Raw genomic sequence first — 21,497 nt, 5'->3', positions numbered from 1 at the left:
GCCGTACGCGAGGAAACGCGTACGCAGGGCAGTACGAGGGCGCGAAACTGAGGAGCACCGTTGAGCAGGCTGCGTTGGCTGACCGCGGGGGAGTCCCACGGACCCGCACTAGTCGCGACGCTGGAGGGTCTTCCCGCCGGCGTGCCGATCACCACGGAGATGGTGGCGGACCACCTCGCGCGGCGGCGGCTCGGCTATGGCCGCGGTGCGCGGATGAAGTTCGAGCGCGACGAGGTCACCTTCCTGGGCGGCGTCCGGCACGGCCTCACCCTCGGTTCCCCGATCGCGGTGATGGTGGGCAACACCGAGTGGCCCAAGTGGGAGCAGGTCATGGCGGCCGACCCGGTCGCCCCCGAGGTGCTGGAGGGGCTCGCCCGCAATGCGCCGCTGACCCGGCCCCGCCCCGGTCACGCCGACCTCGCGGGCATGCAGAAGTACGGCTTCGACGAGGCCCGGCCGATCCTGGAGCGCGCCTCGGCGCGTGAGACGGCGGCCCGGGTGGCGCTCGGTGCCGTGGCGCGGTCGTACCTGAAGGAGGTGGCCGGCATCGAGATCGTCTCCCACGTCGTCGAGCTGGCCGCCGCCAAGGCGCCCTACGGCGTCTACCCGGCCCCGGCCGACGTCGAGAAGCTGGACGCCGACCCGGTGCGCTGCCTGGACGCGGACGCGTCAAAGGCGATGGTCGCGGAGATCGACCAGGCCCACAAGGACGGCGACACGCTCGGCGGCGTCGTCGAGGTGCTGGCGTACGGCGTCCCGGTCGGTCTCGGCTCGCACGTGCACTGGGACCGCCGGCTGGACGCCCGTCTCGCCGCCGCCCTCATGGGCATCCAGGCGATCAAGGGCGTCGAGGTCGGCGACGGCTTCGAGCTGGCCCGGGTGCCGGGTTCGAAGGCGCACGACGAGATCGTCACCACCGACGAGGGCATCAAGCGGGCCACGGGCCGCTCCGGCGGCACCGAGGGCGGCCTGACCACCGGCGAGCTGCTGCGCGTCCGCGCCGCCATGAAGCCGATCGCGACCGTCCCGCGCGCCCTGCAGACCATCGACGTCGCCACCGGCGAGGCCGCCCAGGCCCACCACCAGCGCTCCGACGTGTGCGCCGTCCCGGCCGCCGGCATCGTCGCCGAGGCGATGGTCGCGCTCGTCCTCGCCGACGCCGTCGCGGAGAAGTTCGGCGGCGACAGCGTCGCCGAGACCCGCCGCAACGTGCGGTCGTACCTCGACAACCTCGCGATCCGGTGAGCGCCGTGCCTGCGGTCGTCCTCGTCGGCCCGATGGGCGTCGGCAAGTCCACGGTCGGCCGGCTGCTCGCCGAGCGGCTGGACGTCGGCTACCGGGACACCGACGACGACATCGTGGCCGCCGAGGGCCGCACCATCTCCGAGATCTTCGTGGACGACGGCGAGCCCGCCTTCCGTGCCCTGGAGAAGCGGGCCGTGGCCGAGGCGCTGGCCGGGCACGACGGCGTACTGGCGCTGGGCGGCGGCGCGGTCCTCGACGCCGACACCCGCGCGCTGCTCGCCGGACACCGCGTGGTCTACCTCTCGATGGACGTCGAGGAGGCCGTCAGGCGAACCGGCCTCAACGTGGCCCGCCCGCTGCTCACGGTCAACCCGCGCAAGCAGTGGCGCGAGCTGATGGAGGCGCGGCGGCACCTGTACGAGGAGGTCGCCACGGCCGTCGTCACCACCGATGGCCGTACGCCCGAAGAGGTCACCCAAGCAGCGCTGGACGCAGTGGAGTTGAAGGAAGCATGAGCGAGGCAGTGACGCGGATCCAGGTCGGCGGTACGGCGGGCACCGAGCCGTACGAGGTCCTGGTCGGCCGCCAACTCCTGGGCGAACTCGGCGGATTGATCGGCGAGAAGGCGAAGCGGGTCGCCGTCGTCCACCCCGAGGCGCTGGCCGAGACCGGCGAGGCGCTCCGCGGTGACCTGGCCGAGCAGGGCTACGAGGCCGTCGCCATCCAGGTGCCGAACGCGGAGGAGGCCAAGACCGCCGAGGTCGCCGCCTACTGCTGGAAGGCGCTCGGCCAGTCCGGCTTCACCCGCAGCGACGTCATCGTCGGTGTCGGCGGCGGCTCCACCACGGACCTCGCCGGTTTCGTGGCCGCGACCTGGCTGCGCGGGGTGCGCTGGATCGCGATCCCCACGACCGTGCTCGCCATGGTGGACGCGGCGGTCGGCGGCAAGACCGGCATCAACACCGCCGAGGGCAAGAACCTCGTCGGCGCCTTCCACCCGCCGGCCGGAGTCCTGTGCGACCTGGCCGCGCTGGACTCCCTGCCGGTCAACGACTACGTCTCCGGGCTCGCGGAGATCATCAAGGCCGGCTTCATCGCCGACCCGGTGATCCTCGCACTCATCGAGGCCGACCCCGAGGCCGCGCGCACCCCGGCGGGTCCGCACACGGCCGAGCTGATCGAGCGGTCGATCCGGGTCAAGGCGGAGGTGGTCTCCTCCGACCTGAGGGAGTCCGGGCTGCGGGAGATCCTCAACTACGGGCACACGCTCGGCCACGCCATCGAGAAGAACGAGCGCTACAAGTGGCGGCACGGCGCGGCCGTCGCCGTCGGCATGCACTTCGCTGCCGAACTCGGGCGTCTCGCGGGCCGGTTGGACGACGCGACGGCCGACCGCCACCGCACCATCCTGGAGTCGGTCGGGCTGCCGCTGCACTACCGCTACGACCAGTGGCCCAAGCTGGTCGAGAACATGAAGGTCGACAAGAAGTCCCGCGGCGACCTGCTGCGGTTCATCGTCCTGGACGGGCTGGCCAAGCCCACCGTCCTGGAGGGCCCCGACCCGGCCGTGCTGCTCGCCGCGTACGGGGAAGTGGCCGAGTAAGCCCCGGCTTGTCTCTTCCGTCCGATTCCCTTGCGGGACCGGGCACTTCGGACCGCCCCCGGTCGTTCCACGGAACGACGGCCGGGGGCGGTACCTTTCCCACGGGCGCTCTTCCCAGGCCCTTTAGGCTGTGGGCAGAGCGGGGTGCGCACTCCGCCATCAGGCCCTTTCTGTACGAGACGGAGTGGCACCGGATGCAGCACGCAGTGGGGTCTCCGCTGCCGCCGCCCCACCAGCGGGGGCAGGGACCGGCCGACGGCTGGTCGTCGGCCGCACATCACCCGGGAGTCGTCCCGCAGGGTCCCGCACCGGTTCCCCCGCCGCCACCGCACGCGCCGCCAGGCTTCGCCGGGAGCGGTGCGGCCGGACCGATCCCGCCGGCGCCGTCGCAACCCCCCGCTCCGCCGCACGTCCCGGCCGCCCCGCCGAGCGCGAACGAGTCCACCGGCCCGCTGCCGCACGTCGGCGCCGTCGGCGCGCCCAGCGCACCGCCGGCCGCGGCCACGGGTTCCGACCCGGCCACCGCGACCCTGGCCGTGCTGCTGATCGGTCCGGCGGGCGCCGGAAAGACGAGCGTGGCCAAGTACTGGGCGGACCGCCGCCGGGTGCCCACCGCCCACATCAGCCTCGACGACGTACGCGAATGGGTGCGCTCGGGCTTCGCCGACCCGCAGACCGGGTGGAACGAGCACTCCGAGGCGCAGTACCGCCTGGCCCGCCGCACCTGTGGCTTCGCCGCGCGGAACTTCCTGGCCAACGGCATCTCGTGCATCCTCGACGACGCCGTCTTCCCCGACCGCCCGGTCGTCGGCCTCGGCGGCTGGAAGCGGCACGTGGGCGCCGGTCTGCTCCCGGTCGTCCTGCTCCCCGGACTGGACGTCGTCCTGGAGCGCAACGCCAAGCGCACCGGCAACCGCCGCCTCACCGACGAGGAGGTCGCCCGCATCCACGGCCGCATGGCCGGCTGGTACGGCTCCGGGCTCCCCATCATCGACAACTCCCAGCTGGACGTACCGGGCACGGCACGGGTCCTGGACGACGTCCTGGCACGCGCGATAGCGAGCCCGCCGAGCTGGTGAGCGGCGGCGATCGCAACCCCCAGGGGCCGCGGGCCTCACCCGCCCGCAGACGGCTCACGGCCTCAGAATCGGCGCCCGTTCCCCCGTCGGCACCTCTCAACCGGCACAAACCGCCCATCCTGCCTACGCTCGACACATGTCAGAGGTGTACGCGGCCCGCCGAGCCAGACTGAGGGAACGCTGCAGCGCGGGCGGCAGCCCCTCCGCGCTGATCTCCCGCCCCGCCAACGTGCGGTACCTCGCGGGGGCGGCCCCGCACGGGGCCGCCCTGCTGCTGGGGAGGAACGAGGACCTGCTGGTCTGCGCCGCCCCGCCGGAGGACCGCCCCTACGAGGGGCGCCCCGACGAATCCCTGCGGCAGCACGTCCTGCCCGCGCCCGGAGGCGACGCCGCCGTCGCGGCCGCCGAACTGGCCGTGGCGCAGGACGCCGACGCCCTCGCCGTCGAGGAACACCACCTCACGGTCGCGCGGCATCGCGCGCTCGCCGAGAGCGCGCCCGGGGTGCGCCTCGCGGATCTGGGGACGGCGGTCGAGCAGCTGAGGGTGATCAAGGACGAGGAGGAGATCTCCCTCCTGCGGATCGGCGCCGAGATCGCCGACCAGGCCCTCGGTGAGCTGCTGGAGTCCATCCTGGTCGGCCGCACCGAGCGGCATCTCGCCCTGGAGCTGGAGCGCCGCCTTGTCGACCACGGCGCCGACGGCCCGGCCTTCCCCACGTCCGTCGCGACCGGCCCCAACTCCGGCCGCCGCGGCCACCGTCCCACCGACCGGCGGGTCGAGGAGGGTGACTTCCTCTCCGTCTGCCTCGGGGCGACGTACCGCGGCTACCGCTGCGAGATCGGCCGTACGTTCGTCATCGGGACGTCCCCCGCCGACTGGCAGATCGAGCTGTACGACCAGGTCTTCGCAGCCCAGCGGGCCGCCCGTGAGGCGCTCGCGCCGGGTGCCGCCTTCCGTGACGTGGACCGTGCCGCACGCCAGGTGCTGGACTCCGCGGGCCACGCGGAGGGGCTCCAGCCGACCACCGGGCACGGTGTCGGACTCGAAATCGTCGAGGACCCGCAGTTGGCCCCCACTTCCATGGGTAAACTGGACGCTTGCGTGCCGGTCACCGTCGAACCGGGGGTCCACCTCCCGGGACGGGGCGGCGTCCGGATCGATGACACGCTCGTCGTGCGCCCTGAGGCGGACGGCGGACCCGAGCTACTCACCATCACGACCAAGGAGCTGCTCGCGCTTTAAGGTGCGTGCCCCCGGGTCGTCCACGTCAGTCCAGGAGATTCCGCAACCGTGGCTTCCACGAACGACCTCAAGAACGGCATGGTGCTCAAGCTCGAAGGCGGCCAGCTCTGGTCCGTCGTCGAGTTCCAGCACGTCAAGCCCGGCAAGGGCCCGGCCTTCGTGCGCACCAAGCTCAAGAACGTGCTCTCCGGCAAGGTCGTCGACAAGACCTTCAACGCCGGTGTCAAGGTCGAGACCGCCACCGTCGACAAGCGGGACATGCAGTTCTCGTACATGGACGGCGAGTACTTCGTGTTCATGGACATGGACACGTACGACCAGCTGCACATCGACCGCAAGACCGTCGGTGACGCCGCCAACTTCCTGATCGAGGGCTTCACCGCCGTCGTCGCGCAGCACGAGGGCAGCGTGCTCTTCGTCGAGCTGCCGGCCGCCGTCGAGCTCGTCGTCCAGGAGACCGAGCCGGGTGTCCAGGGCGACCGCTCCACCGGTGGCACCAAGCCCGCCACCCTGGAGACCGGCCACCAGATCCAGGTCCCGCTCTTCATCACCACCGGTGAGAAGATCAAGGTCGACACCCGCACCAGCGACTACCTCGGCCGGGTGAACAGCTAACCGTGGCCGCTCGCAACACGGCACGCAAGCGCGCCTTCCAGATCCTCTTCGAGGGCGACCAGCGCGGCGCCGACGTCCTGACGGTCCTCGCGGACTGGATCCGGCTCTCCCACGGCGACACCCGGCAGCCGCCGGTGAGCGAGTACACGATGCAGCTGGTCGAGGGCTACGCCGGGAAGGCCGCCCGGATCGACGAGCTCATCGCCCAGTACGCGGTGGACTGGACGCTGGATCGGATGCCGGTCGTCGACCGCAACATCCTGCGCCTCGGTGCCTACGAGCTGATCTGGGTCGACGAGACCCCGGACGCCGTCGTCCTCGACGAGGCGGTCCAGCTGGCGAAGGAGTTCTCCACGGACGACTCGCCGGCGTTCGTCAACGGCCTCCTCGGCCGCCTGAAGGACCTCAAGCCCTCGCTGCGCCGGGACGAGGCGTAAGAGGACCAACGCATGCCGGAGGGCCCGCAGCGCGACTGCTGCGGGCCCTCCGGCATGCGGGCACCCGCGGACTACGTGAGGCCCGCAGAAAGCCGCCGGGGTGGCCGGAACCGTGAAGTTCCGGCCACCCCGGCGGCACGTTTCTGCTGAAGCGTCGAGCGACTCAGGCCTCTTCGTGGGTGGCCACGGCGCGGCGCGCGTCCGCGTCCAGGACACCCCAGCCGATCAGCTGCTCGGTGAGGACCGAGGGGGACTGGTCGTAGATGACGGCGAGTGTGCGCAGGTCGTCCTGGCGGATCGAGAGCACCTTGCCGTTGTAGTCGCCCCGCTGCGACTGGATGGTCGCGGCGTAGCGCTGCAGGGGGCCCGCCTTCTCGGCCGGCACCGTGGCCAGCCGCTCCAGGTCCAGGACGAGCTTCGGCGGCGGCTCGGCGGCGCCACCGGGGGTGGTGCCGGGCAGCAGCTCCTGTACCGGAACGCCGTAGAAATCCGCCAGCTCCGCGAGGCGCTGAACGGTCACGGCACGGTCGCCGCGCTCGTACGAGCCGACCACGACGGCCTTCCAGCGGCCCTGGGACTTCTCCTCGACACCGTGGAGGGAAAGGCCCTGCTGGGTGCGGATGGCCCGGAGCTTGGCCCCGAGCTGTTTGGCGTATTCGCTGGACATATAGCTCCCCGGACACTGGGTCGACGGACTGGCTCGGTGCCATACCGCCCGGCTGGTAACTCACTGTGAGGTTACGCAGCGTGACTCTCATGCGTCAAGCCGAATGGTCCACACCGACGCTTCCGTGCTCGTTGCCGCCGATTGCTCCAAGGGGGTGATCGGAGGTGTCCCGGCGACCTGCTACCGTGGATGGCGCAAATCCGACGTCCTTTAAGGTCCGTCCCGTGAGGCGGAGAAGGAGGTCCGTTTCGTATGGACACGCAAGCGTTCGATGCCCGGCCCGTACTCGAAGGGCCCGACATCGCTCGGGTATTGACCCGTATCGCCCACGAAGTCGTCGAACGCGCCAAGGGTGCCGACGACGTGGTGCTCCTCGGCATTCCGACCCGGGGCGTCTTCCTCGCCCAGCGGCTGGCCGCCAAGCTCGAGCAGATCACCGACCGCCCGATCCCGGTCGGCTCCCTCGACATCACCATGTACCGCGACGACCTGCGCATGCATCCCCCGCGTGCGCTGGCCCGCACCGACATCCCCGGTGACGGCATCGACGGCAAGCTGGTCGTCCTCGTCGACGACGTGCTCTTCTCCGGCCGGACGATCCGCGCCGCCCTCGACGCCCTGGGCGACATCGGGCGCCCGCGCGCGGTCCAGCTCGCGGTCCTCGTCGACCGCGGCCACCGTGAACTGCCCATCCGCGCCGACTACGTCGGCAAGAACCTCCCCACGTCGCTGCGGGAGACGGTGAAGGTCCAGCTCGCCGAGGAGGACGGTCGCGACACCGTGCTGCTCGGCGCGAAGCCGGCCGACCAGTAGCGACTCCTGAGCGCACGGCCGCTTCGGCATGCCCGCGCGCGAACGGTTCGCCCCACTGTGCCCTCTGGGGAGATCCCACCAGACCCCCGGATCCCTTTTGAACTGCCATACGGAGCCTGACAGATGCACCGTCATCTCATCTCGGCCGCCGACCTCACCCGCGACGACGCCGTCCTGATCCTCGACACCGCCGAGGAGATGGCCCGGGTCGCCGACCGGCCGATCAAGAAACTGCCGACCCTGCGCGGCCGCACGATCTGCAACCTCTTCTTCGAGGACTCGACCCGGACCCGGATCTCCTTCGAGGCCGCCGAGAAGCGCCTCTCCGCCGACGTCATCAACTTCGCGGCCAAGGGATCGAGCGTCTCCAAGGGCGAGTCCCTGAAGGACACCGCCCAGACGCTGGAGGCGATGGGCGTGGACGCCGTCGTCATCCGGCACAGCGCGTCCGGCGCCCCCTACCGCCTCGCCAACTCCGGCTGGATCGACGCCCCCGTCATCAACGCCGGCGACGGCACCCACCAGCACCCCACCCAGGCCCTGCTGGACGCCTTCACCATGCGCCGCCGCCTCATCGGCCCCGACGCCGGCCTCGGCCGCGACCTCGACGGCAAGCGCGTCACCCTCGTCGGCGACGTCCTGCACAGCCGCGTCGCCCGCTCCAACGTCGACCTGCTGCACACGCTCGGCGCCGAGGTCACCCTGGTCGCCCCGCCCACCCTGCTGCCGGTCGGCGTCGAGACCTGGCCGTGCGAGGTGTCGTACGACCTCGACAGCACGCTGCCGAAGTCCGACGCGGTGATGATGCTGCGCGTGCAGCGCGAGCGCATGAACGCCGCCTTCTTCCCCACCGAGCGCGAGTACTCGCGGCGTTACGGCCTCGACGGCGATCGCATGGCCAAGATGCCCGAGCACGCCATCGTCATGCACCCCGGCCCGATGGTCCGCGGCATGGAGATCACCGCCGAGGTCGCCGACTCCGGCCGCTGCACGGTCGTCGAACAGGTCGCCAACGGCGTCTCCATCCGCATGGCCGTCCTCTACCTGCTGCTCGGCGGCAACGAGCCTGCCGTCACCCACACCCGTACCGAGGAGAAGTAAGAACCATGAGCAAGATCCTGATCCGCGGTGCGAAGGTCCTCGGCGGCGAGCCGCAGGACGTCCTGATCGACGGCGAGACGATCGCCGAGGTGGGCACCGGCCTCTCCGCCGACGGTGCCGAGGTCGTCGAGGCCGACGGCAAGGTACTGCTGCCGGGCCTGGTCGACCTGCACACCCACCTGCGCGAGCCGGGCCGCGAGGACTCCGAGACCGTGCTGACCGGCACCCGCGCGGCCGCCTCCGGCGGCTTCACCGCGGTGTTCGCCATGGCCAACACCTTCCCCGTGGCCGACACCGCCGGCGTCGTCGAGCAGGTCTACCGGCTCGGCCGCGAGTACGGCTACTGCGACGTGCAGCCCATCGGCGCCGTCACCGTCGGCCTGGAGGGCAAGAAGCTCGCCGAACTCGGCGCCATGCACGACTCCGCCGCCGGCGTCACCGTCTTCTCCGACGACGGCAAATGTGTCGACGACGCCGTGATCATGCGCCGCGCGCTGGAGTACGTGAAGGCCTTCGGCGGCGTCGTCGCCCAGCACGCGCAGGAGCCGCGGCTGACCGAGGGCGCCCAGATGAACGAGGGCGTCGTCTCCGCCGAGCTGGGCCTCGGCGGCTGGCCGGCCGTCGCCGAGGAGTCGATCATCGCGCGGGACGTCCTGCTCGCCGAGCACGTCGGCTCCCGCCTGCACATCTGCCACGTCTCCACCGCCGGCTCGGTCGAGATCATCCGCTGGGCCAAGTCCCGCGGCATCCAGGTCACCGCCGAGGTCTGCCCCCACCACCTCCTCCTCACGGAGGAGATGGTGCGCACCTACAACCCCGCCTACAAGGTCAACCCGCCGCTGCGCACCGAGCGCGACGTGCGGGCCCTGCGCGAGGCGCTCGCCGACGGCACGATCGACATCGTCGCCACCGACCACGCCCCGCACCCGCACGAGGACAAGGACTGCGAGTGGGGCGCGGCCGCCATGGGCATGGTCGGCCTGGAGACCGCACTGTCGGTGGTCCAGGAGACCATGGTCGACACCGGTCTGCTGGACTGGGCCGGCGTCGCCGACCGCATGTCCGTCAACCCCGCGCGGATCGGACAGGCCCAGGGCCACGGCCGTCCCGTCGCGCCCGGCGAGCCCGCCAACCTCACGCTCGTCGACACCGCCTACCGTGGCCAGGTGAACCCCGCGGGCTTCGCCTCGCGCAGCCGCAACACCCCCTACGAGGGTCTGGAGCTGCCGGGCCGCGTGACGCACACGTGGCTGCGGGGCAAGGCGACGCTCATCGACGGGAACCTGACGTGACACCTGTGATCCTGCTGGCCGCCGAACAGAAATCGGCCGAGGTCACCGACTGGGCCGGCCGTATCGGCTGGGTCGTCGGACTCCTCCTCGTCGTCGCCCTCCTGTACTGGCTCATGCGCGAGGGCTGGAAGTGGCGCGGCACGCTCCAGGGCGGTCTGCCCGAACTGCTCACCGCGCCGGACGAGCCCGGCCCGGCGAAACTGAAGCTGAGCGGCCGCTACCACGGCTCCACCACCGCCGGGCAGTGGCTCGACCGCATCGTGGCGCACGGCCTGGGCACCCGCAGCCGGGTCGAACTCACGCTGACGGACGCCGGACTGGAGGTCGTACGCCCCGGAGCGGACGACTTCTTCGTCCCGGCCGCCGCGCTGCGCGAGGCCCGGCTCGACAAGGGCATCGCCGGCAAGGTCCTCACCGAGGGCGGACTGCTCGTCGTGACCTGGGAACACGGCGGCAAGCTGATCGACTCCGGCTTCCGCTCCGACCGCGCGGCCGAGCACGCCGCCTGGGTCGACGCCATCAACACCATGACCAACAGCAAGACCGAAACGGAAGGCGCACGATGACGACCTCCACACGGGGAACCTCGAAGGTTCCCGCGGTACTCGTCCTGGAGGACGGCCGGATCTTCCGCGGCCGCGCCTACGGGGCCGTGGGGGAGACCTTCGGCGAGGCCGTGTTCTCCACCGGCATGACCGGCTACCAGGAGACCCTGACCGACCCGTCGTACCACCGCCAGGTCGTCGTGATGACCGCCCCCCACGTCGGCAACACGGGCGTCAACGACGAGGACCCCGAGTCCGGGCGGATCTGGGTCTCCGGCTATGTCGTGCGCGACCCCGCGCGCGTGCCCTCCAACTGGCGGGCGAAGCGCTCGCTGGACGAGGAACTGCGCCACCAGGGCGTCGTCGGCATCAGCGGGGTCGACACCCGCGCGCTGACCCGCCATCTGCGCGAGCGCGGCGCCATGCGCGTCGGCATCTTCTCCGGCAACGCGCTGCCCGACGAGGGCACCATGCTCGCCGAGGTGCGGCAGGCGCCCGAGATGAAGGGCGCGAACCTCTCCGCCGAGGTCGCCACCAAGGAGGCGTACGTCGTCCCCGCGATCGGTGAGAAGAAGTTCACCGTCGCGGCGATCGACCTGGGCATCAAGGGCATGACCCCGCACCGCATGGCCGAGCGCGGCATCGAGGTGCACGTGCTGCCCGCGACGGCCACCGCCGAGGACGTGTACGCCGTCAACCCCGACGGAGTCTTCTTCTCCAACGGTCCCGGTGACCCGGCGACCGCCGACGGTCCGGTCGCGCTCATGCGAGAGGTCCTCGCGCGCAAGACCCCCCTCTTCGGCATCTGCTTCGGCAACCAGATCCTCGGCCGCGCCCTCGGCTTCGGCACCTACAAGCTGAAGTACGGCCACCGCGGCATCAACCAGCCGGTGCAGGACCGTACGACCGGCAAGGTCGAGGTCACCGCGCACAACCACGGCTTCGCCGTCGACGCCCCGCTCGACAAGGTGTCCGACACCCCCTACGGCCGCGCCGAGGTCTCCCACGTCTGCCTCAACGACAACGTGGTGGAGGGCCTCCAGCTGCTCGACCAGCCCGCCTTCAGCGTCCAGTACCACCCCGAAGCGGCAGCCGGCCCGCACGACGCCGCCTACCTGTTCGACCGCTTCACGTCTTTGATGAACACCGTCCTGATGGAGGGCCAGCGTGCCTAAGCGCACCGATATCCAGTCCGTCCTGGTCATCGGCTCCGGCCCGATCGTCATCGGCCAGGCCGCCGAGTTCGACTACTCCGGCACCCAGGCGTGCCGGGTCCTGAAGTCCGAGGGCCTGCGGGTCATCCTCGTGAACTCCAACCCGGCGACGATCATGACCGACCCGGAGATCGCCGACGCCACCTACGTCGAGCCGATCACCCCGGAGTTCGTCGAGAAGATCATCGCCAAGGAGCGCCCCGACGCGCTGCTGCCCACCCTCGGCGGCCAGACCGCGCTCAACACCGCCATCTCGCTGCACGAGGCCGGCACCCTCGACAAGTACGGCGTCGAGCTGATCGGCGCCAACGTCGAGGCCATCAACAAGGGCGAGGACCGCGACCTGTTCAAGGAGGTCGTCGAGGAGGTCCGCAAGAAGACCGGCCACGGCGAGTCCGCCCGCTCGGTCATCTGCCACTCCATGGACGACGTCCTCAACGGCGTCGAGACGCTCGGCGGCTACCCGGTCGTCGTGCGCCCCTCCTTCACCATGGGCGGCGCCGGCTCCGGCTTCGCCCACGACGAGGAGGAGCTGCGCCGCATCGCAGGCCAGGGCCTCACGCTCTCCCCGACCACCGAGGTGCTCCTGGAGGAGTCCATCCTCGGCTGGAAGGAGTACGAGCTGGAGCTGATGCGCGACAGGAACGACAACGTCGTGATCGTCTGCTCCATCGAGAACTTCGACCCCATGGGCGTGCACACCGGTGACTCGATCACCGTCGCCCCGGCGATGACGCTCACCGACCGCGAGTACCAGCTCCTGCGCGACGTCGGCATCGCGATCATCCGCGAGGTCGGCGTCGACACCGGCGGCTGCAACATCCAGTTCGCGGTGAACCCCGAGGACGGTCGCGTGATCGTCATCGAGATGAACCCGCGCGTCTCCCGCTCCTCGGCGCTCGCCTCGAAGGCGACCGGCTTCCCGATCGCCAAGATCGCCGCGAAGCTCGCCGTCGGCTACACGCTCGACGAGATCCCGAACGACATCACCGAGCAGACCCCGGCCTCCTTCGAGCCGACGCTCGACTACGTCGTCGTCAAGGCCCCGCGGTTCGCCTTCGAGAAGTTCCCGTCCGCCGACTCCACGCTGACCACGACCATGAAGTCGGTCGGCGAGGCCATGGCGATCGGCCGCAACTTCACCGAGGCCTTCCAGAAGGCGCTGCGCTCGCTGGAGAAGAAGGGCAGCCAGTTCACCTTCGTCGGCGAGCCCGGCGACAAGGCCGAGCTGCTGGAGGAGGCGGTACGGCCCACCGACGGGCGGATCAACGCCGTCATGCAGGCCATCCGCGCGGGCGCCACGCCCGAGGAGGTCTTCGAGGCGACGAAGATCGACCCGTGGTTCGTGGACCAGCTCTTCCTCATCAAGGAGATCGCGGACGAGTTGGCCGAGGCCCCCGAGCTGACGGCCGACCTGCTCGCCGAGGCCAAGCGGCACGGCTTCTCCGACTTCCAGATCGGCGAGATCCGTGGCCTGCGCGAGGACGTCGTCCGCGAGGTCCGGCACGCGCTCGGTATCCGCCCGGTCTACAAGACGGTCGACACCTGCGCCGCCGAGTTCGCCGCGAGGACGCCGTACTTCTACTCCTCCTACGACGAGGAGAGCGAGGTCGCGCCCCGCGAGAAGCCCGCGGTCATCATCCTCGGCTCCGGTCCGAACCGCATCGGCCAGGGCATCGAGTTCGACTACTCCTGCGTCCACGCCTCCTTCGCGCTGGCCGAGGCCGGGTACGAGACCGTCATGGTCAACTGCAACCCGGAGACGGTCTCGACCGACTACGACACCTCCGACCGCCTGTACTTCGAGCCGCTCACGCTCGAGGACGTGCTGGAGATCGTCCACGCCGAGCAGCAGGCCGGTCCGGTCGCTGGTGTCATCGTCCAGCTCGGCGGCCAGACCCCGCTGGGACTGGCGCAGGCCCTCAAGGACAACGGCGTGCCGGTCGTCGGCACCTCGCCCGAGGCCATCCACGCCGCCGAGGACCGCGGCGCCTTCGGGCGCGTCCTCGCCGAGGCCGGCCTGCCCGCCCCCAAGCACGGCACGGCCACCACCTTCGCCGAGGCCAAGGCCATCGCCGACGAGATCGGCTACCCGGTTCTGGTCCGGCCTTCGTACGTGCTCGGCGGGCGCGGCATGGAGATCGTCTACGACGAGACCCGGCTGGAGTCCTACATCGCCGAGTCGACCGAGATCAGCCCCTCCCGGCCGGTCCTCGTCGACCGCTTCCTCGACGACGCCATCGAGATCGACGTCGACGCCCTCTACGACGGCGAGGAGCTCTACCTCGGCGGCGTCATGGAGCACATCGAGGAGGCCGGCATCCACTCCGGCGACTCGGCCTGCGCCCTGCCGCCGATCACCTTGGGCGGCTTCGACATCAAGCGCCTGCGCGCCTCCACCGAGGCCATCGCGCGCGGGGTGGGCGTCCGCGGTCTGATCAACATCCAGTTCGCGATGGCCGGCGACATCCTCTACGTCCTGGAGGCCAACCCGCGCGCGTCCCGTACGGTCCCCTTCACCTCGAAGGCCACCGCCGTGCCGCTCGCCAAGGCCGCCGCCCGCATCTCGCTCGGCGCGACCATCGCCGAGCTGCGCGCCGAGGGGCTGCTGCCGGCCCAGGGCGACGGCGGCACGCTGCCGCTGGACGCGCCGATCTCCGTCAAGGAGGCCGTGATGCCGTGGTCGCGCTTCCGCGACATCCACGGCCGCGGCGTCGACACCGTCCTCGGCCCGGAGATGCGCTCCACCGGCGAGGTCATGGGCATCGACTCCGTCTTCGGCACGGCGTACGCCAAGTCGCAGGCGGGCGCCTACGGTCCGCTGCCCACCCAGGGCCGCGCGTTCATCTCGGTCGCCAACCGGGACAAGCGCTCGATGATCTTCCCGGCGCGTGAACTGGTCGCCCACGGCTTCGAGCTGCTGGCCACCTCCGGCACCGCCGAGGTCCTCAAGCGCAACGGCATCAACGCCACCGTCGTGCGCAAGCAGAGCGAGGGCGAGGGGCCGGGCGGCGAGAAGACCATCGTCCAGCTCATCCACGACGGCCAGGTCGACCTCATCGTCAACACCCCGTACGGCACCGGCGGCCGCCTCGACGGCTACGACATCCGCACCGCCTCGGTCGCCCGCGGCGTGCCCTGCCTGACGACCGTGCAGGCACTCGCCGCCGCCGTCCAGGGCATCGACGCCCTCGGCCGCGGCGACGTGAGCGTCCGCTCGCTCCAGGAACACGCCGAACACCTGACGGCATCCCGCGACTAGCAGCCCCGAGGGGGACACCGGAAACGGTGTCCCCCTCTTCATGAGGACCCCGAGGACTTCAGAGACATGTACAAGTTCTTCTTCCGACTGGTCTTCCAGCGGATGGACCCCGAGCAGGCCCACCACCTCGCCTTCCGCTGGATCCGCCTCGCCGTCCGCATCCCCGTGGTGCGCACCTTCCTCGCGGCCGCGCTCGCGCCCCGCTTCAAGGAGCTGCGCACCGAGGCGTTCGGACTGCGGATGCACGGCCCCTTCGGCCTCGCCGCCGGCTTCGACAAGAACGCCGTCGCCATCGACGGCATGGCCATGCTGGGCTTCGACCACGTCGAGATCGGCACGGTGACCGGCGAGCCGCAGCCCGGCAATCCCAGGAAGCGGCTGTTCCGGCTCGTGCCGGACCGGGCGCTGATCAACCGCATGGGCTTCAACAACGAGGGCTCGCTGGCCGTCGCCGCCCGTCTCAAGCACCGTGAGCCGGTCTTCAAGACCGTCGTGGGCGTCAACATCGGCAAGACCAAGGTCGTCCCCGAGGCGGAGGCGGTGGGCGACTACGTGAAGTCCGCCGAGCGCCTCGCGCCGTACGCCGACTACCTGGTCGTCAACGTCTCGTCCCCCAACACGCCCGGCCTGCGCAACCTCCAGGCGACCGAGGCGCTGCGCCCGCTGCTGAGCGCCGTACGCGAGGCCGCCGACCGCACGGTCGCCAACCGCCGCGTCCCGCTGCTCGTGAAGATCGCCCCCGACCTCGCCGACGAGGACGTCGACGCCGTCGCCGACCTCGCCGTGGAACTCGGCCTGGACGGGATCATCGCCACCAACACCACCATCGCGCGCGAGGGCCTCGGCCTGACCTCCCGCGCCGACCTGGTGAAGGAGACCGGCGGCCTGTCCGGCGCCCCGCTCAAGGCGCGCTCCCTGGAGGTACTGCGCCGCCTGTACGCGCGCGTGGGCGACCGGATCACCCTCATCGGCGTCGGCGGCATCGAGAACGCCGAGGACGCCTGGCAGCGCATCCTGGCGGGCGCCACGCTCGTCCAGGGCTACAGCGCCTTCGTCTACGAGGGGCCCTTCTGGAGCCGAGCCCTTCACAAGGGGCTCGCCGCCCGCCTGCGCACCAGCCCGTACGCCACCCTCGCCGACGCCGTCGGCGCCGACGTGAGGAGCAACGCATGACGCCCTACGAGCCCTTCGGTGCCCGGCTGCGCCGCGCCATGGACGAGCGTGGCCCGCTCTGTGTCGGCATCGACCCGCACGCGTCCCTGCTCGCCGACTGGGGCCTCGGCGACGACGTCGCCGGCCTGGAGCGGTTCAGCCGCACGGTCGTCGAGGCGATGGCCGACCGCGTCGCCGTTCTCAAGCCGCAGAGCGCCTTCTTCGAGCGCTTCGGCTCGCGCGGCCTCGCCGTCCTGGAGAAGTCGGTCGAGGAGGCGCGGGCCGCCGGTGCCCTGGTCGTGATGGACGCCAAGCGCGGCGACATCGGCTCGACCATGGCCGCCTACGCCGAGGCCTTCCTGCGCAAGGACGCCCCGCTGTTCTCGGACGCCCTGACCGTCTCGCCGTACCTCGGCTACGGCTCGCTGCGCCCGGCCGTCGAACTGGCGCGGGAGAACGGCGCCGGTCTCTTCGTGCTGGCGCTCACCTCCAATCCGGAGGGCGGCGAGGTCCAGCACGCCGTGCGCGCGGACGGCCGCAGCGTCGGCGCGACCATGCTGGCCCACCTGAAGGCCGAGAACGCGGGGGAGGAGCCCCTGGGGTCCTTCGGCGCGGTCGTGGGTGCCACACTGGGCGACCTGTCGTCGTACGACCTCGACATCGACGGTCCGCTCCTCGCGCCCGGCATCGGCGCACAGGGGGCGACCCCCGCCGATCTGCCCGCCGTCTTCGGGTCGGCCGTCCGCAACGTCGTGCCCAACGTCAGCCGGGGTGTTCTGCGTCACGGTCCCGACGTGAAGGCGCTGAGGACGGCCGCGGAGCGCTTCGCGGAGGAGATCCGCACGGCCGTGAACAGCGGCTGAGCGCCCCTGCGGAGGGGCCGGTGCGGGACAAGGCGGCGACTTGAGTCTGGATACATCCTCAAATCCGGGGCAGTATGTCTGAAATATCCGACCTCACGGAGGCTGACCAGGACTTTTCCGCTGTTCTCGCTGACTGCGGCGGACTTGACCGCTAGTCTCCGAGCAGAGAACGGGCAAGCGTGTTGCTCGTGGCTCCCCAGGTGTGGGGCGACTAGGTTCCTCACCGGTCCGTATCCGACAGTTCGACATCCGAGGTGACGTAGGCGTGGCTCTTCCGCCCCTTACCCCTGAACAGCGCGCAGCCGCGCTCGAAAAGGCCGCCGCGGCTCGCCGGGAGCGGGCCGAGGTCAAGAATCGACTCAAGCACTCCGGCGCCTCCCTGCACGAGGTCATCAAGCAGGGCCAGGAGAACGACGTCATCGGCAAGATGAAGGTCTCCGCACTGCTCGAGTCCCTGCCGGGCGTGGGCAAGGTCCGCGCCAAGCAGATCATGGAGCGGCTCGGCATCTCCGAGAGCCGCCGGGTGCGCGGCCTCGGCTCCAACCAGATCGCTTCCCTGGAGCGTGAGTTCGGCAGCACCGGCTCCTGAGTCCCGGGCACTCCGGGAATCCTGGATAATCGCTGCATGAGTGAACGTCCGCGGCTGACCGTGCTCTCCGGCCCTTCGGGGGTCGGCAAGAGCACGGTCGTCGCCCATATGCGCAAGGAACACCCCGAGGTCTGGCTCTCGGTGTCGGCCACCACCCGTAAGCCCCGCCCCGGCGAGCAGCACGGTGTCCACTACTTCTTCGTCACCGACGAGGAGATGGACAAGATGATCGCCAACGGCGAGCTGCTGGAGTGGGCCGAGTTCGCCGGGAACCGGTACGGCACGCCGCGTGCGGCCGTGCAGGAGCACCTGGAGGCCGGTGTGCCGGTCCTCCTGGAGATCGACCTCCAGGGGGCCCGTCAGGTCCGTGAATCGATGTCCGAGGAATCGACGTCCGAGGCCCAGCTCGTGTTCCTGGCTCCCCCCTCCTGGGAGGAGCTCGTGCGCAGGCTCACCGGCCGGGGCACCGAGCCGCCCGAGGTCATCGAGCGCCGCCTGGAGGCGGCCAGGATCGAACTCGCGGCCGAGCCCGAGTTCGATGAGACCCTGGTCAACACCGACGTCAAGGACGTGGCCCGTGAGCTGCTAGCCTTGATGGACGTTGTGTGATCCTGTCTGATTTTTTCCCATCTTTCGGAAGGTAGAGCGTGTCCTCTTCCATCACCGCGCCCGAGGGCATCATCAACCCGCCGATCGACGAGCTCCTCGAGGCCACCGACTCGAAGTACAGCCTCGTGATCTACGCGGCCAAGCGTGCCCGCCAGATCAACGCGTACTACTCGCAGCTCGGTGAGGGTCTCCTGGAGTACGTCGGTCCGCTCGTCGACACCCACGTCCACGAGAAGCCGCTCTCGATCTCCCTGCGCGAGATCAACGCGGGTCTGCTGACGTCCGAGGCCATCGAGGGTCCGGCGCAGTAAGCAGAAGCCTTTTCCACAGGCCCGGCAGCACGGCTGCCGGGCCTGTGGTGTGTGATGGAGTCGTGCCGCCCGTCCGAGGCGCACGGGAACCGAGTCCGGGGAGAGACGGTGGACAAGCCGAAGGTCGTTCTGGGGGTCAGCGGTGGCATCGCCGCGTACAAGGCCTGCGAGCTGCTGCGCAGGCTGACGGAGTCGGGCCACGACGTACGGGTCGTCCCCACGGCATCCGCGCTGAACTTCGTCGGCGCCGCCACCTGGTCCGCGCTGTCCGGCAACCCCGTCTCCACGGAGGTCTGGGACACCGTCCACGAGGTCCCGCACGTCCGCATCGGCCAGCACGCCGACCTGGTGGTCGTGGCACCGGCGACCGCCGACATGCTCGCCAAGGCCGCCCACGGCCTCGCCGACGACCTGCTCACCAACACGCTCCTGACGGCCCGATGTCCGGTCGTCTTCGCCCCGGCGATGCACACCGAGATGTGGGAGCACCCGGCCACCCAGGAGAACGTGGCGACGCTGCGCCGCCGCGGCGCCGTCGTCATCGAACCGGCGGTCGGGCGGCTGACCGGCGTCGACACCGGCAAGGGCCGCCTGCCCGACCCGGTCGAGATATTCGAGGTGTGCCGCCGGGTGCTGGCCCGGGGCGTCGCCGAGCCCGACCTGAAGGGGCGGCACGTCGTCGTCACCGCCGGCGGCACCCGCGAGCCCCTCGACCCGGTCCGCTTCCTCGGCAACCGCTCCTCCGGAAAGCAGGGATACGCCCTCGCCCGCACGGCGGCCGCGCGTGGCGCCCGTGTGACATTGATCGCGGCGAACACCGGTCTGCCGGACCCCGCCGGCGTGGACGTCGTCCCGGTCGGCACGGCGGTCCAGCTGCGCGAGGCGGTCGTGAAGGCGGCCGCGGACGCCGACGCGGTGGTCATGGCCGCCGCCGTCGCCGACTTCCGGCCGGCGGCATACGCGGCCGGGAAAATCAAGAAGAAGGACGGTCAGGAACCGGAGCCCGTCGCTCTGGTGCGGAATCCGGACGTTCTCGCGGAGATCTCGGCCGACCGGGCGCGGCCCGGACAGGTGATCGTCGGCTTCGCCGCGGAGACGGACGACGTCCTCGCAAACGGGCGGGCGAAGCTGGCCCGCAAGGGCTGCGACTTCCTCGTCGTGAACGAGGTGGGGGAGCGCAAGACCTTCGGCTCCGAGGACAACGAGGCCGTGGTGCTGGGCGCCGACGGCAGCGAGACGCCCGTGCCGCACGGCCCCAAGGAGGCCCTCGCCGACGTCGTCTGGGACCTCGTGACGGGCCGGCTCGACTGACCGGATGGCGCCGTTCGGCTGATCCGTCGACCGTGATTTTTGTCGCGTGGCGGGGCTGTTCAAGCGGGGCGGCGCCCGGGCAGAATGCGCGTGCCGCAGGTCACAGCGCCCCCGGGAGACGAGCCGGGTGGGGCCGACGGCCGAGCGCGACCGATAAACTGTTTCTCGGACGACACGGGCGCAGCCCCCGAAATCGTCCTTCAATGATCAGCCAGCAGCCGCTGCAACCCCAGGGAGCGTTGTGTCCCGTCGCCTGTTCACCTCGGAGTCCGTGACCGAAGGTCACCCCGACAAGATCGCTGACCAGATCAGCGACACCATCCTCGACGCGCTCCTGCGCGAAGACCCGCGACCTCCCGGGTCGCCGTGGAGACGCTGATCACCACCGGCCTGGTGCACGTGGCCGGCGAGGTCACGACGAAGGCGTACGCGCCGATCGCGCAGCTCGTGCGCGACAAGATCCTCGAGATCGGCTACGACTCCTCGAAGAAGGGCTTCGACGGCGCCTCCTGCGGCGTCTCGGTGTCCATCGGTGCGCAGTCCCCCGACATCGCCCAGGGCGTCGACACGGCGTACGAGACCCGGGTCGAGGGCGACGAGGACGAGCTGGACCGGCAGGGCGCGGGCGACCAGGGCCTGATGTTCGGCTACGCGACGGACGAGACGCCGACGCTGATGCCGCTGCCGATCTTCCTCGCGCACCGCCTCTCGCAGCGCCTCTCCGAGGTCCGCAAGAACGGGACGATCCCCTACCTGCGCCCCGACGGCAAGACCCAGGTCACCATCGAGTACGACGGTGACAAGGCCGTCCGCCTCGACACCGTGGTCGTCTCCTCGCAGCACGCCAGCGACATCGACCTGGAGTCGCTGCTGGCCCCCGACATCCGCGAGTTCGTCGTCGAGCCCGAGCTGAAGGCGCTCCTGGACGAGGGCATCAAGCTGGAGACCGAGGGCTACCGCCTCCTGGTCAACCCGACCGGCCGCTTCGAGATCGGCGGCCCGATGGGCGACGCCGGCCTGACCGGCCGCAAGATCATCATCGACACGTACGGCGGCATGGCCCGCCACGGTGGCGGCGCCTTCTCGGGCAAGGACCCGTCCAAGGTGGACCGCTCGGCCGCGTACGCCATGCGCTGGGTCGCCAAGAACGTCGTCGCCGCGGGCCTCGCCGCGCGCTGCGAGGTCCAGGTCGCCTACGCGATCGGCAAGGCCGAGCCGGTCGGCCTGTTCGTCGAGACGTTCGGCACCAACAAGGTCGAGACCGAGAAGATCGAGAAGGCGATCGACGAGGTCTTCGACCTCCGCCCGGCCGCCATCATCCGCGACCTCGACCTGCTCCGCCCGATCTACGCGCAGACCGCGGCGTACGGCCACTTCGGCCGCGAGATCCCCGACTTCACGTGGGAGCGCACGGACCGCGTGGACGCGCTGCGCGCCGCCGCAGGCCTGTAGGTCCGCGCAGCTTCGCACCGAGGCCCGGTCTCCCTTCGCGGAGGCCGGGCCTCGGCGTGTGCGGGGGAGCGGGACCGGTGCCCGAACGCGGTTG

General features: G+C 70.8%; 20 protein-coding genes and 1 pseudogene. 20 read left to right on the top strand and 1 reads right to left on the bottom strand.

Features of this window, described 5'->3' with window-relative positions; translation table 11 throughout:
- Window positions 1-60 precede the first annotated feature (60 nt).
- The 7 genes from aroC (at window position 61) to nusB (ending at window position 6,222) form a co-directional block, all read left to right on the top strand.
- Window positions 61-1,245: a chorismate synthase gene (gene aroC, locus QFZ74_RS05155; protein ID WP_307619587.1), complete on the top strand. Its 1,185-nt coding sequence runs from the start codon at window positions 61-63 to the stop codon at window positions 1,243-1,245.
- Complete coding sequence (locus tag QFZ74_RS05150; RefSeq protein ID WP_307619586.1) at window positions 1,242-1,760, top strand: shikimate kinase; 519 nt, start codon at window positions 1,242-1,244, stop codon at window positions 1,758-1,760. Before aroC ends, QFZ74_RS05150 begins: the two co-directional genes overlap by 4 nt.
- Complete coding sequence (gene aroB / locus QFZ74_RS05145; protein ID WP_307619585.1) at window positions 1,757-2,848, top strand: 3-dehydroquinate synthase; 1,092 nt, start codon at window positions 1,757-1,759, stop codon at window positions 2,846-2,848. Before QFZ74_RS05150 ends, aroB begins: the two co-directional genes overlap by 4 nt.
- Window positions 2,849-3,042: 194 nt before the next feature.
- Window positions 3,043-3,927 (top strand): Pro-rich N-terminal domain-containing protein, encoded by an 885-nt coding sequence (locus QFZ74_RS05140; RefSeq protein ID WP_307619584.1) that lies wholly within the window; start codon window positions 3,043-3,045, stop codon window positions 3,925-3,927.
- A 136-nt stretch (window positions 3,928-4,063) separates the two neighbouring features.
- The gene (locus tag QFZ74_RS05135; RefSeq protein WP_307619583.1) at window positions 4,064-5,170 is read left to right on the top strand and encodes an aminopeptidase P family protein; all 1,107 of its coding nucleotides are present in this window, start codon (window positions 4,064-4,066) and stop codon (window positions 5,168-5,170) included.
- Between the two features lie 48 nt (window positions 5,171-5,218).
- Complete coding sequence (gene efp / locus QFZ74_RS05130) at window positions 5,219-5,785, top strand: elongation factor P (protein WP_307619582.1); 567 nt, start codon at window positions 5,219-5,221, stop codon at window positions 5,783-5,785.
- A gap of 2 nt (window positions 5,786-5,787) precedes the next feature.
- On the top strand, window positions 5,788-6,222 hold the full coding sequence (nusB, locus tag QFZ74_RS05125; RefSeq protein WP_307619581.1) for a transcription antitermination factor NusB: 435 nt from the start codon (window positions 5,788-5,790) through the stop codon (window positions 6,220-6,222).
- A gap of 163 nt (window positions 6,223-6,385) precedes the next feature.
- On the opposite strand, the gene bldD is transcribed toward nusB, so the two are convergent.
- The gene (gene bldD / locus QFZ74_RS05120; protein WP_129310290.1) at window positions 6,386-6,889 is read right to left on the bottom strand and encodes a transcriptional regulator BldD; all 504 of its coding nucleotides are present in this window, start codon (window positions 6,887-6,889) and stop codon (window positions 6,386-6,388) included.
- A gap of 252 nt (window positions 6,890-7,141) precedes the next feature.
- Here bldD and pyrR point away from each other — a divergent pair, with 252 nt between their 5' ends.
- From pyrR to metK, 13 genes and pseudogenes are all read left to right on the top strand, one after another.
- The gene (gene pyrR / locus QFZ74_RS05115) at window positions 7,142-7,702 is read left to right on the top strand and encodes a bifunctional pyr operon transcriptional regulator/uracil phosphoribosyltransferase PyrR (protein WP_307619580.1); all 561 of its coding nucleotides are present in this window, start codon (window positions 7,142-7,144) and stop codon (window positions 7,700-7,702) included.
- Between the two features lie 123 nt (window positions 7,703-7,825).
- Window positions 7,826-8,803: an aspartate carbamoyltransferase catalytic subunit gene (locus QFZ74_RS05110; protein WP_307619579.1), complete on the top strand. Its 978-nt coding sequence runs from the start codon at window positions 7,826-7,828 to the stop codon at window positions 8,801-8,803.
- A 5-nt stretch (window positions 8,804-8,808) separates the two neighbouring features.
- Window positions 8,809-10,095 (top strand): dihydroorotase, encoded by a 1,287-nt coding sequence (locus tag QFZ74_RS05105; RefSeq protein WP_307619578.1) that lies wholly within the window; start codon window positions 8,809-8,811, stop codon window positions 10,093-10,095.
- Window positions 10,092-10,661 carry a hypothetical protein gene (locus tag QFZ74_RS05100; protein WP_307619577.1) on the top strand — a complete coding sequence of 190 codons (570 nt, stop codon included), beginning with the start codon at window positions 10,092-10,094 and terminating at the stop codon, window positions 10,659-10,661. The genes QFZ74_RS05105 and QFZ74_RS05100 overlap by 4 nt, the downstream gene beginning before the upstream one ends.
- On the top strand, window positions 10,658-11,815 hold the full coding sequence (gene carA / locus QFZ74_RS05095) for a glutamine-hydrolyzing carbamoyl-phosphate synthase small subunit (protein ID WP_307619576.1): 1,158 nt from the start codon (window positions 10,658-10,660) through the stop codon (window positions 11,813-11,815). Before QFZ74_RS05100 ends, carA begins: the two co-directional genes overlap by 4 nt.
- Complete coding sequence (gene carB / locus QFZ74_RS05090) at window positions 11,808-15,116, top strand: carbamoyl-phosphate synthase large subunit (protein WP_307619575.1); 3,309 nt, start codon at window positions 11,808-11,810, stop codon at window positions 15,114-15,116. Before carA ends, carB begins: the two co-directional genes overlap by 8 nt.
- A gap of 66 nt (window positions 15,117-15,182) precedes the next feature.
- Window positions 15,183-16,289, top strand: a complete 1,107-nt coding sequence (locus QFZ74_RS05085) for a quinone-dependent dihydroorotate dehydrogenase (RefSeq protein ID WP_307619574.1) — start codon at window positions 15,183-15,185, stop codon at window positions 16,287-16,289.
- Window positions 16,286-17,131 carry an orotidine-5'-phosphate decarboxylase gene (pyrF, locus tag QFZ74_RS05080; protein ID WP_307619573.1) on the top strand — a complete coding sequence of 282 codons (846 nt, stop codon included), beginning with the start codon at window positions 16,286-16,288 and terminating at the stop codon, window positions 17,129-17,131. The genes QFZ74_RS05085 and pyrF overlap by 4 nt, the downstream gene beginning before the upstream one ends.
- Window positions 17,132-17,396: 265 nt before the next feature.
- Window positions 17,397-17,720, top strand: a complete 324-nt coding sequence (locus QFZ74_RS05075) for an integration host factor (RefSeq protein ID WP_003977346.1) — start codon at window positions 17,397-17,399, stop codon at window positions 17,718-17,720.
- Window positions 17,721-17,756: 36 nt separating this feature from the next.
- The gene (gene gmk, locus QFZ74_RS05070; RefSeq protein ID WP_307619572.1) at window positions 17,757-18,329 is read left to right on the top strand and encodes a guanylate kinase; all 573 of its coding nucleotides are present in this window, start codon (window positions 17,757-17,759) and stop codon (window positions 18,327-18,329) included.
- Between the two features lie 38 nt (window positions 18,330-18,367).
- Complete coding sequence (gene rpoZ / locus QFZ74_RS05065) at window positions 18,368-18,640, top strand: DNA-directed RNA polymerase subunit omega (protein WP_039649019.1); 273 nt, start codon at window positions 18,368-18,370, stop codon at window positions 18,638-18,640.
- A 108-nt stretch (window positions 18,641-18,748) separates the two neighbouring features.
- Entirely contained in the window at window positions 18,749-19,951 is a 1,203-nt protein-coding gene (coaBC, locus tag QFZ74_RS05060; RefSeq protein WP_307619571.1) for a bifunctional phosphopantothenoylcysteine decarboxylase/phosphopantothenate--cysteine ligase CoaBC, read from the top strand.
- Window positions 19,952-20,192: 241 nt separating this feature from the next.
- Window positions 20,193-21,403, top strand: a pseudogene (metK, locus tag QFZ74_RS05055) (methionine adenosyltransferase).
- The last annotated feature ends 94 nt before the right edge of the window (window positions 21,404-21,497 follow it).

Origin of the sequence: Streptomyces sp. V3I7 (assembly GCF_030817495.1) — a bacterium.
Classification (GTDB): Bacteria; Actinomycetota; Actinomycetes; order Streptomycetales; family Streptomycetaceae; genus Streptomyces.
This window is presented reverse-complemented; position numbering and strand designations above follow the sequence as displayed.

Coding starts and splice junctions, on each gene's coding strand:
- aroB (WP_307619585.1), top strand. CDS start 1,757: ATGAGCGAGGCAGTGACGCGGATCCAGGTCGGCGGTACGGCGGGCACC.
- QFZ74_RS05140 (WP_307619584.1), top strand. CDS start 3,043: ATGCAGCACGCAGTGGGGTCTCCGCTGCCGCCGCCCCACCAGCGGGGG.
- QFZ74_RS05135 (WP_307619583.1), top strand. CDS start 4,064: ATGTCAGAGGTGTACGCGGCCCGCCGAGCCAGACTGAGGGAACGCTGC.
- bldD (WP_129310290.1), bottom strand. CDS start 6,889: ATGTCCAGCGAATACGCCAAACAGCTCGGGGCCAAGCTCCGGGCCATC.
- pyrR (WP_307619580.1), top strand. CDS start 7,142: ATGGACACGCAAGCGTTCGATGCCCGGCCCGTACTCGAAGGGCCCGAC.
- QFZ74_RS05110 (WP_307619579.1), top strand. CDS start 7,826: ATGCACCGTCATCTCATCTCGGCCGCCGACCTCACCCGCGACGACGCC.
- QFZ74_RS05105 (WP_307619578.1), top strand. CDS start 8,809: ATGAGCAAGATCCTGATCCGCGGTGCGAAGGTCCTCGGCGGCGAGCCG.
- carA (WP_307619576.1), top strand. CDS start 10,658: ATGACGACCTCCACACGGGGAACCTCGAAGGTTCCCGCGGTACTCGTC.
- QFZ74_RS05085 (WP_307619574.1), top strand. CDS start 15,183: ATGTACAAGTTCTTCTTCCGACTGGTCTTCCAGCGGATGGACCCCGAG.
- pyrF (WP_307619573.1), top strand. CDS start 16,286: ATGACGCCCTACGAGCCCTTCGGTGCCCGGCTGCGCCGCGCCATGGAC.
- gmk (WP_307619572.1), top strand. CDS start 17,757: ATGAGTGAACGTCCGCGGCTGACCGTGCTCTCCGGCCCTTCGGGGGTC.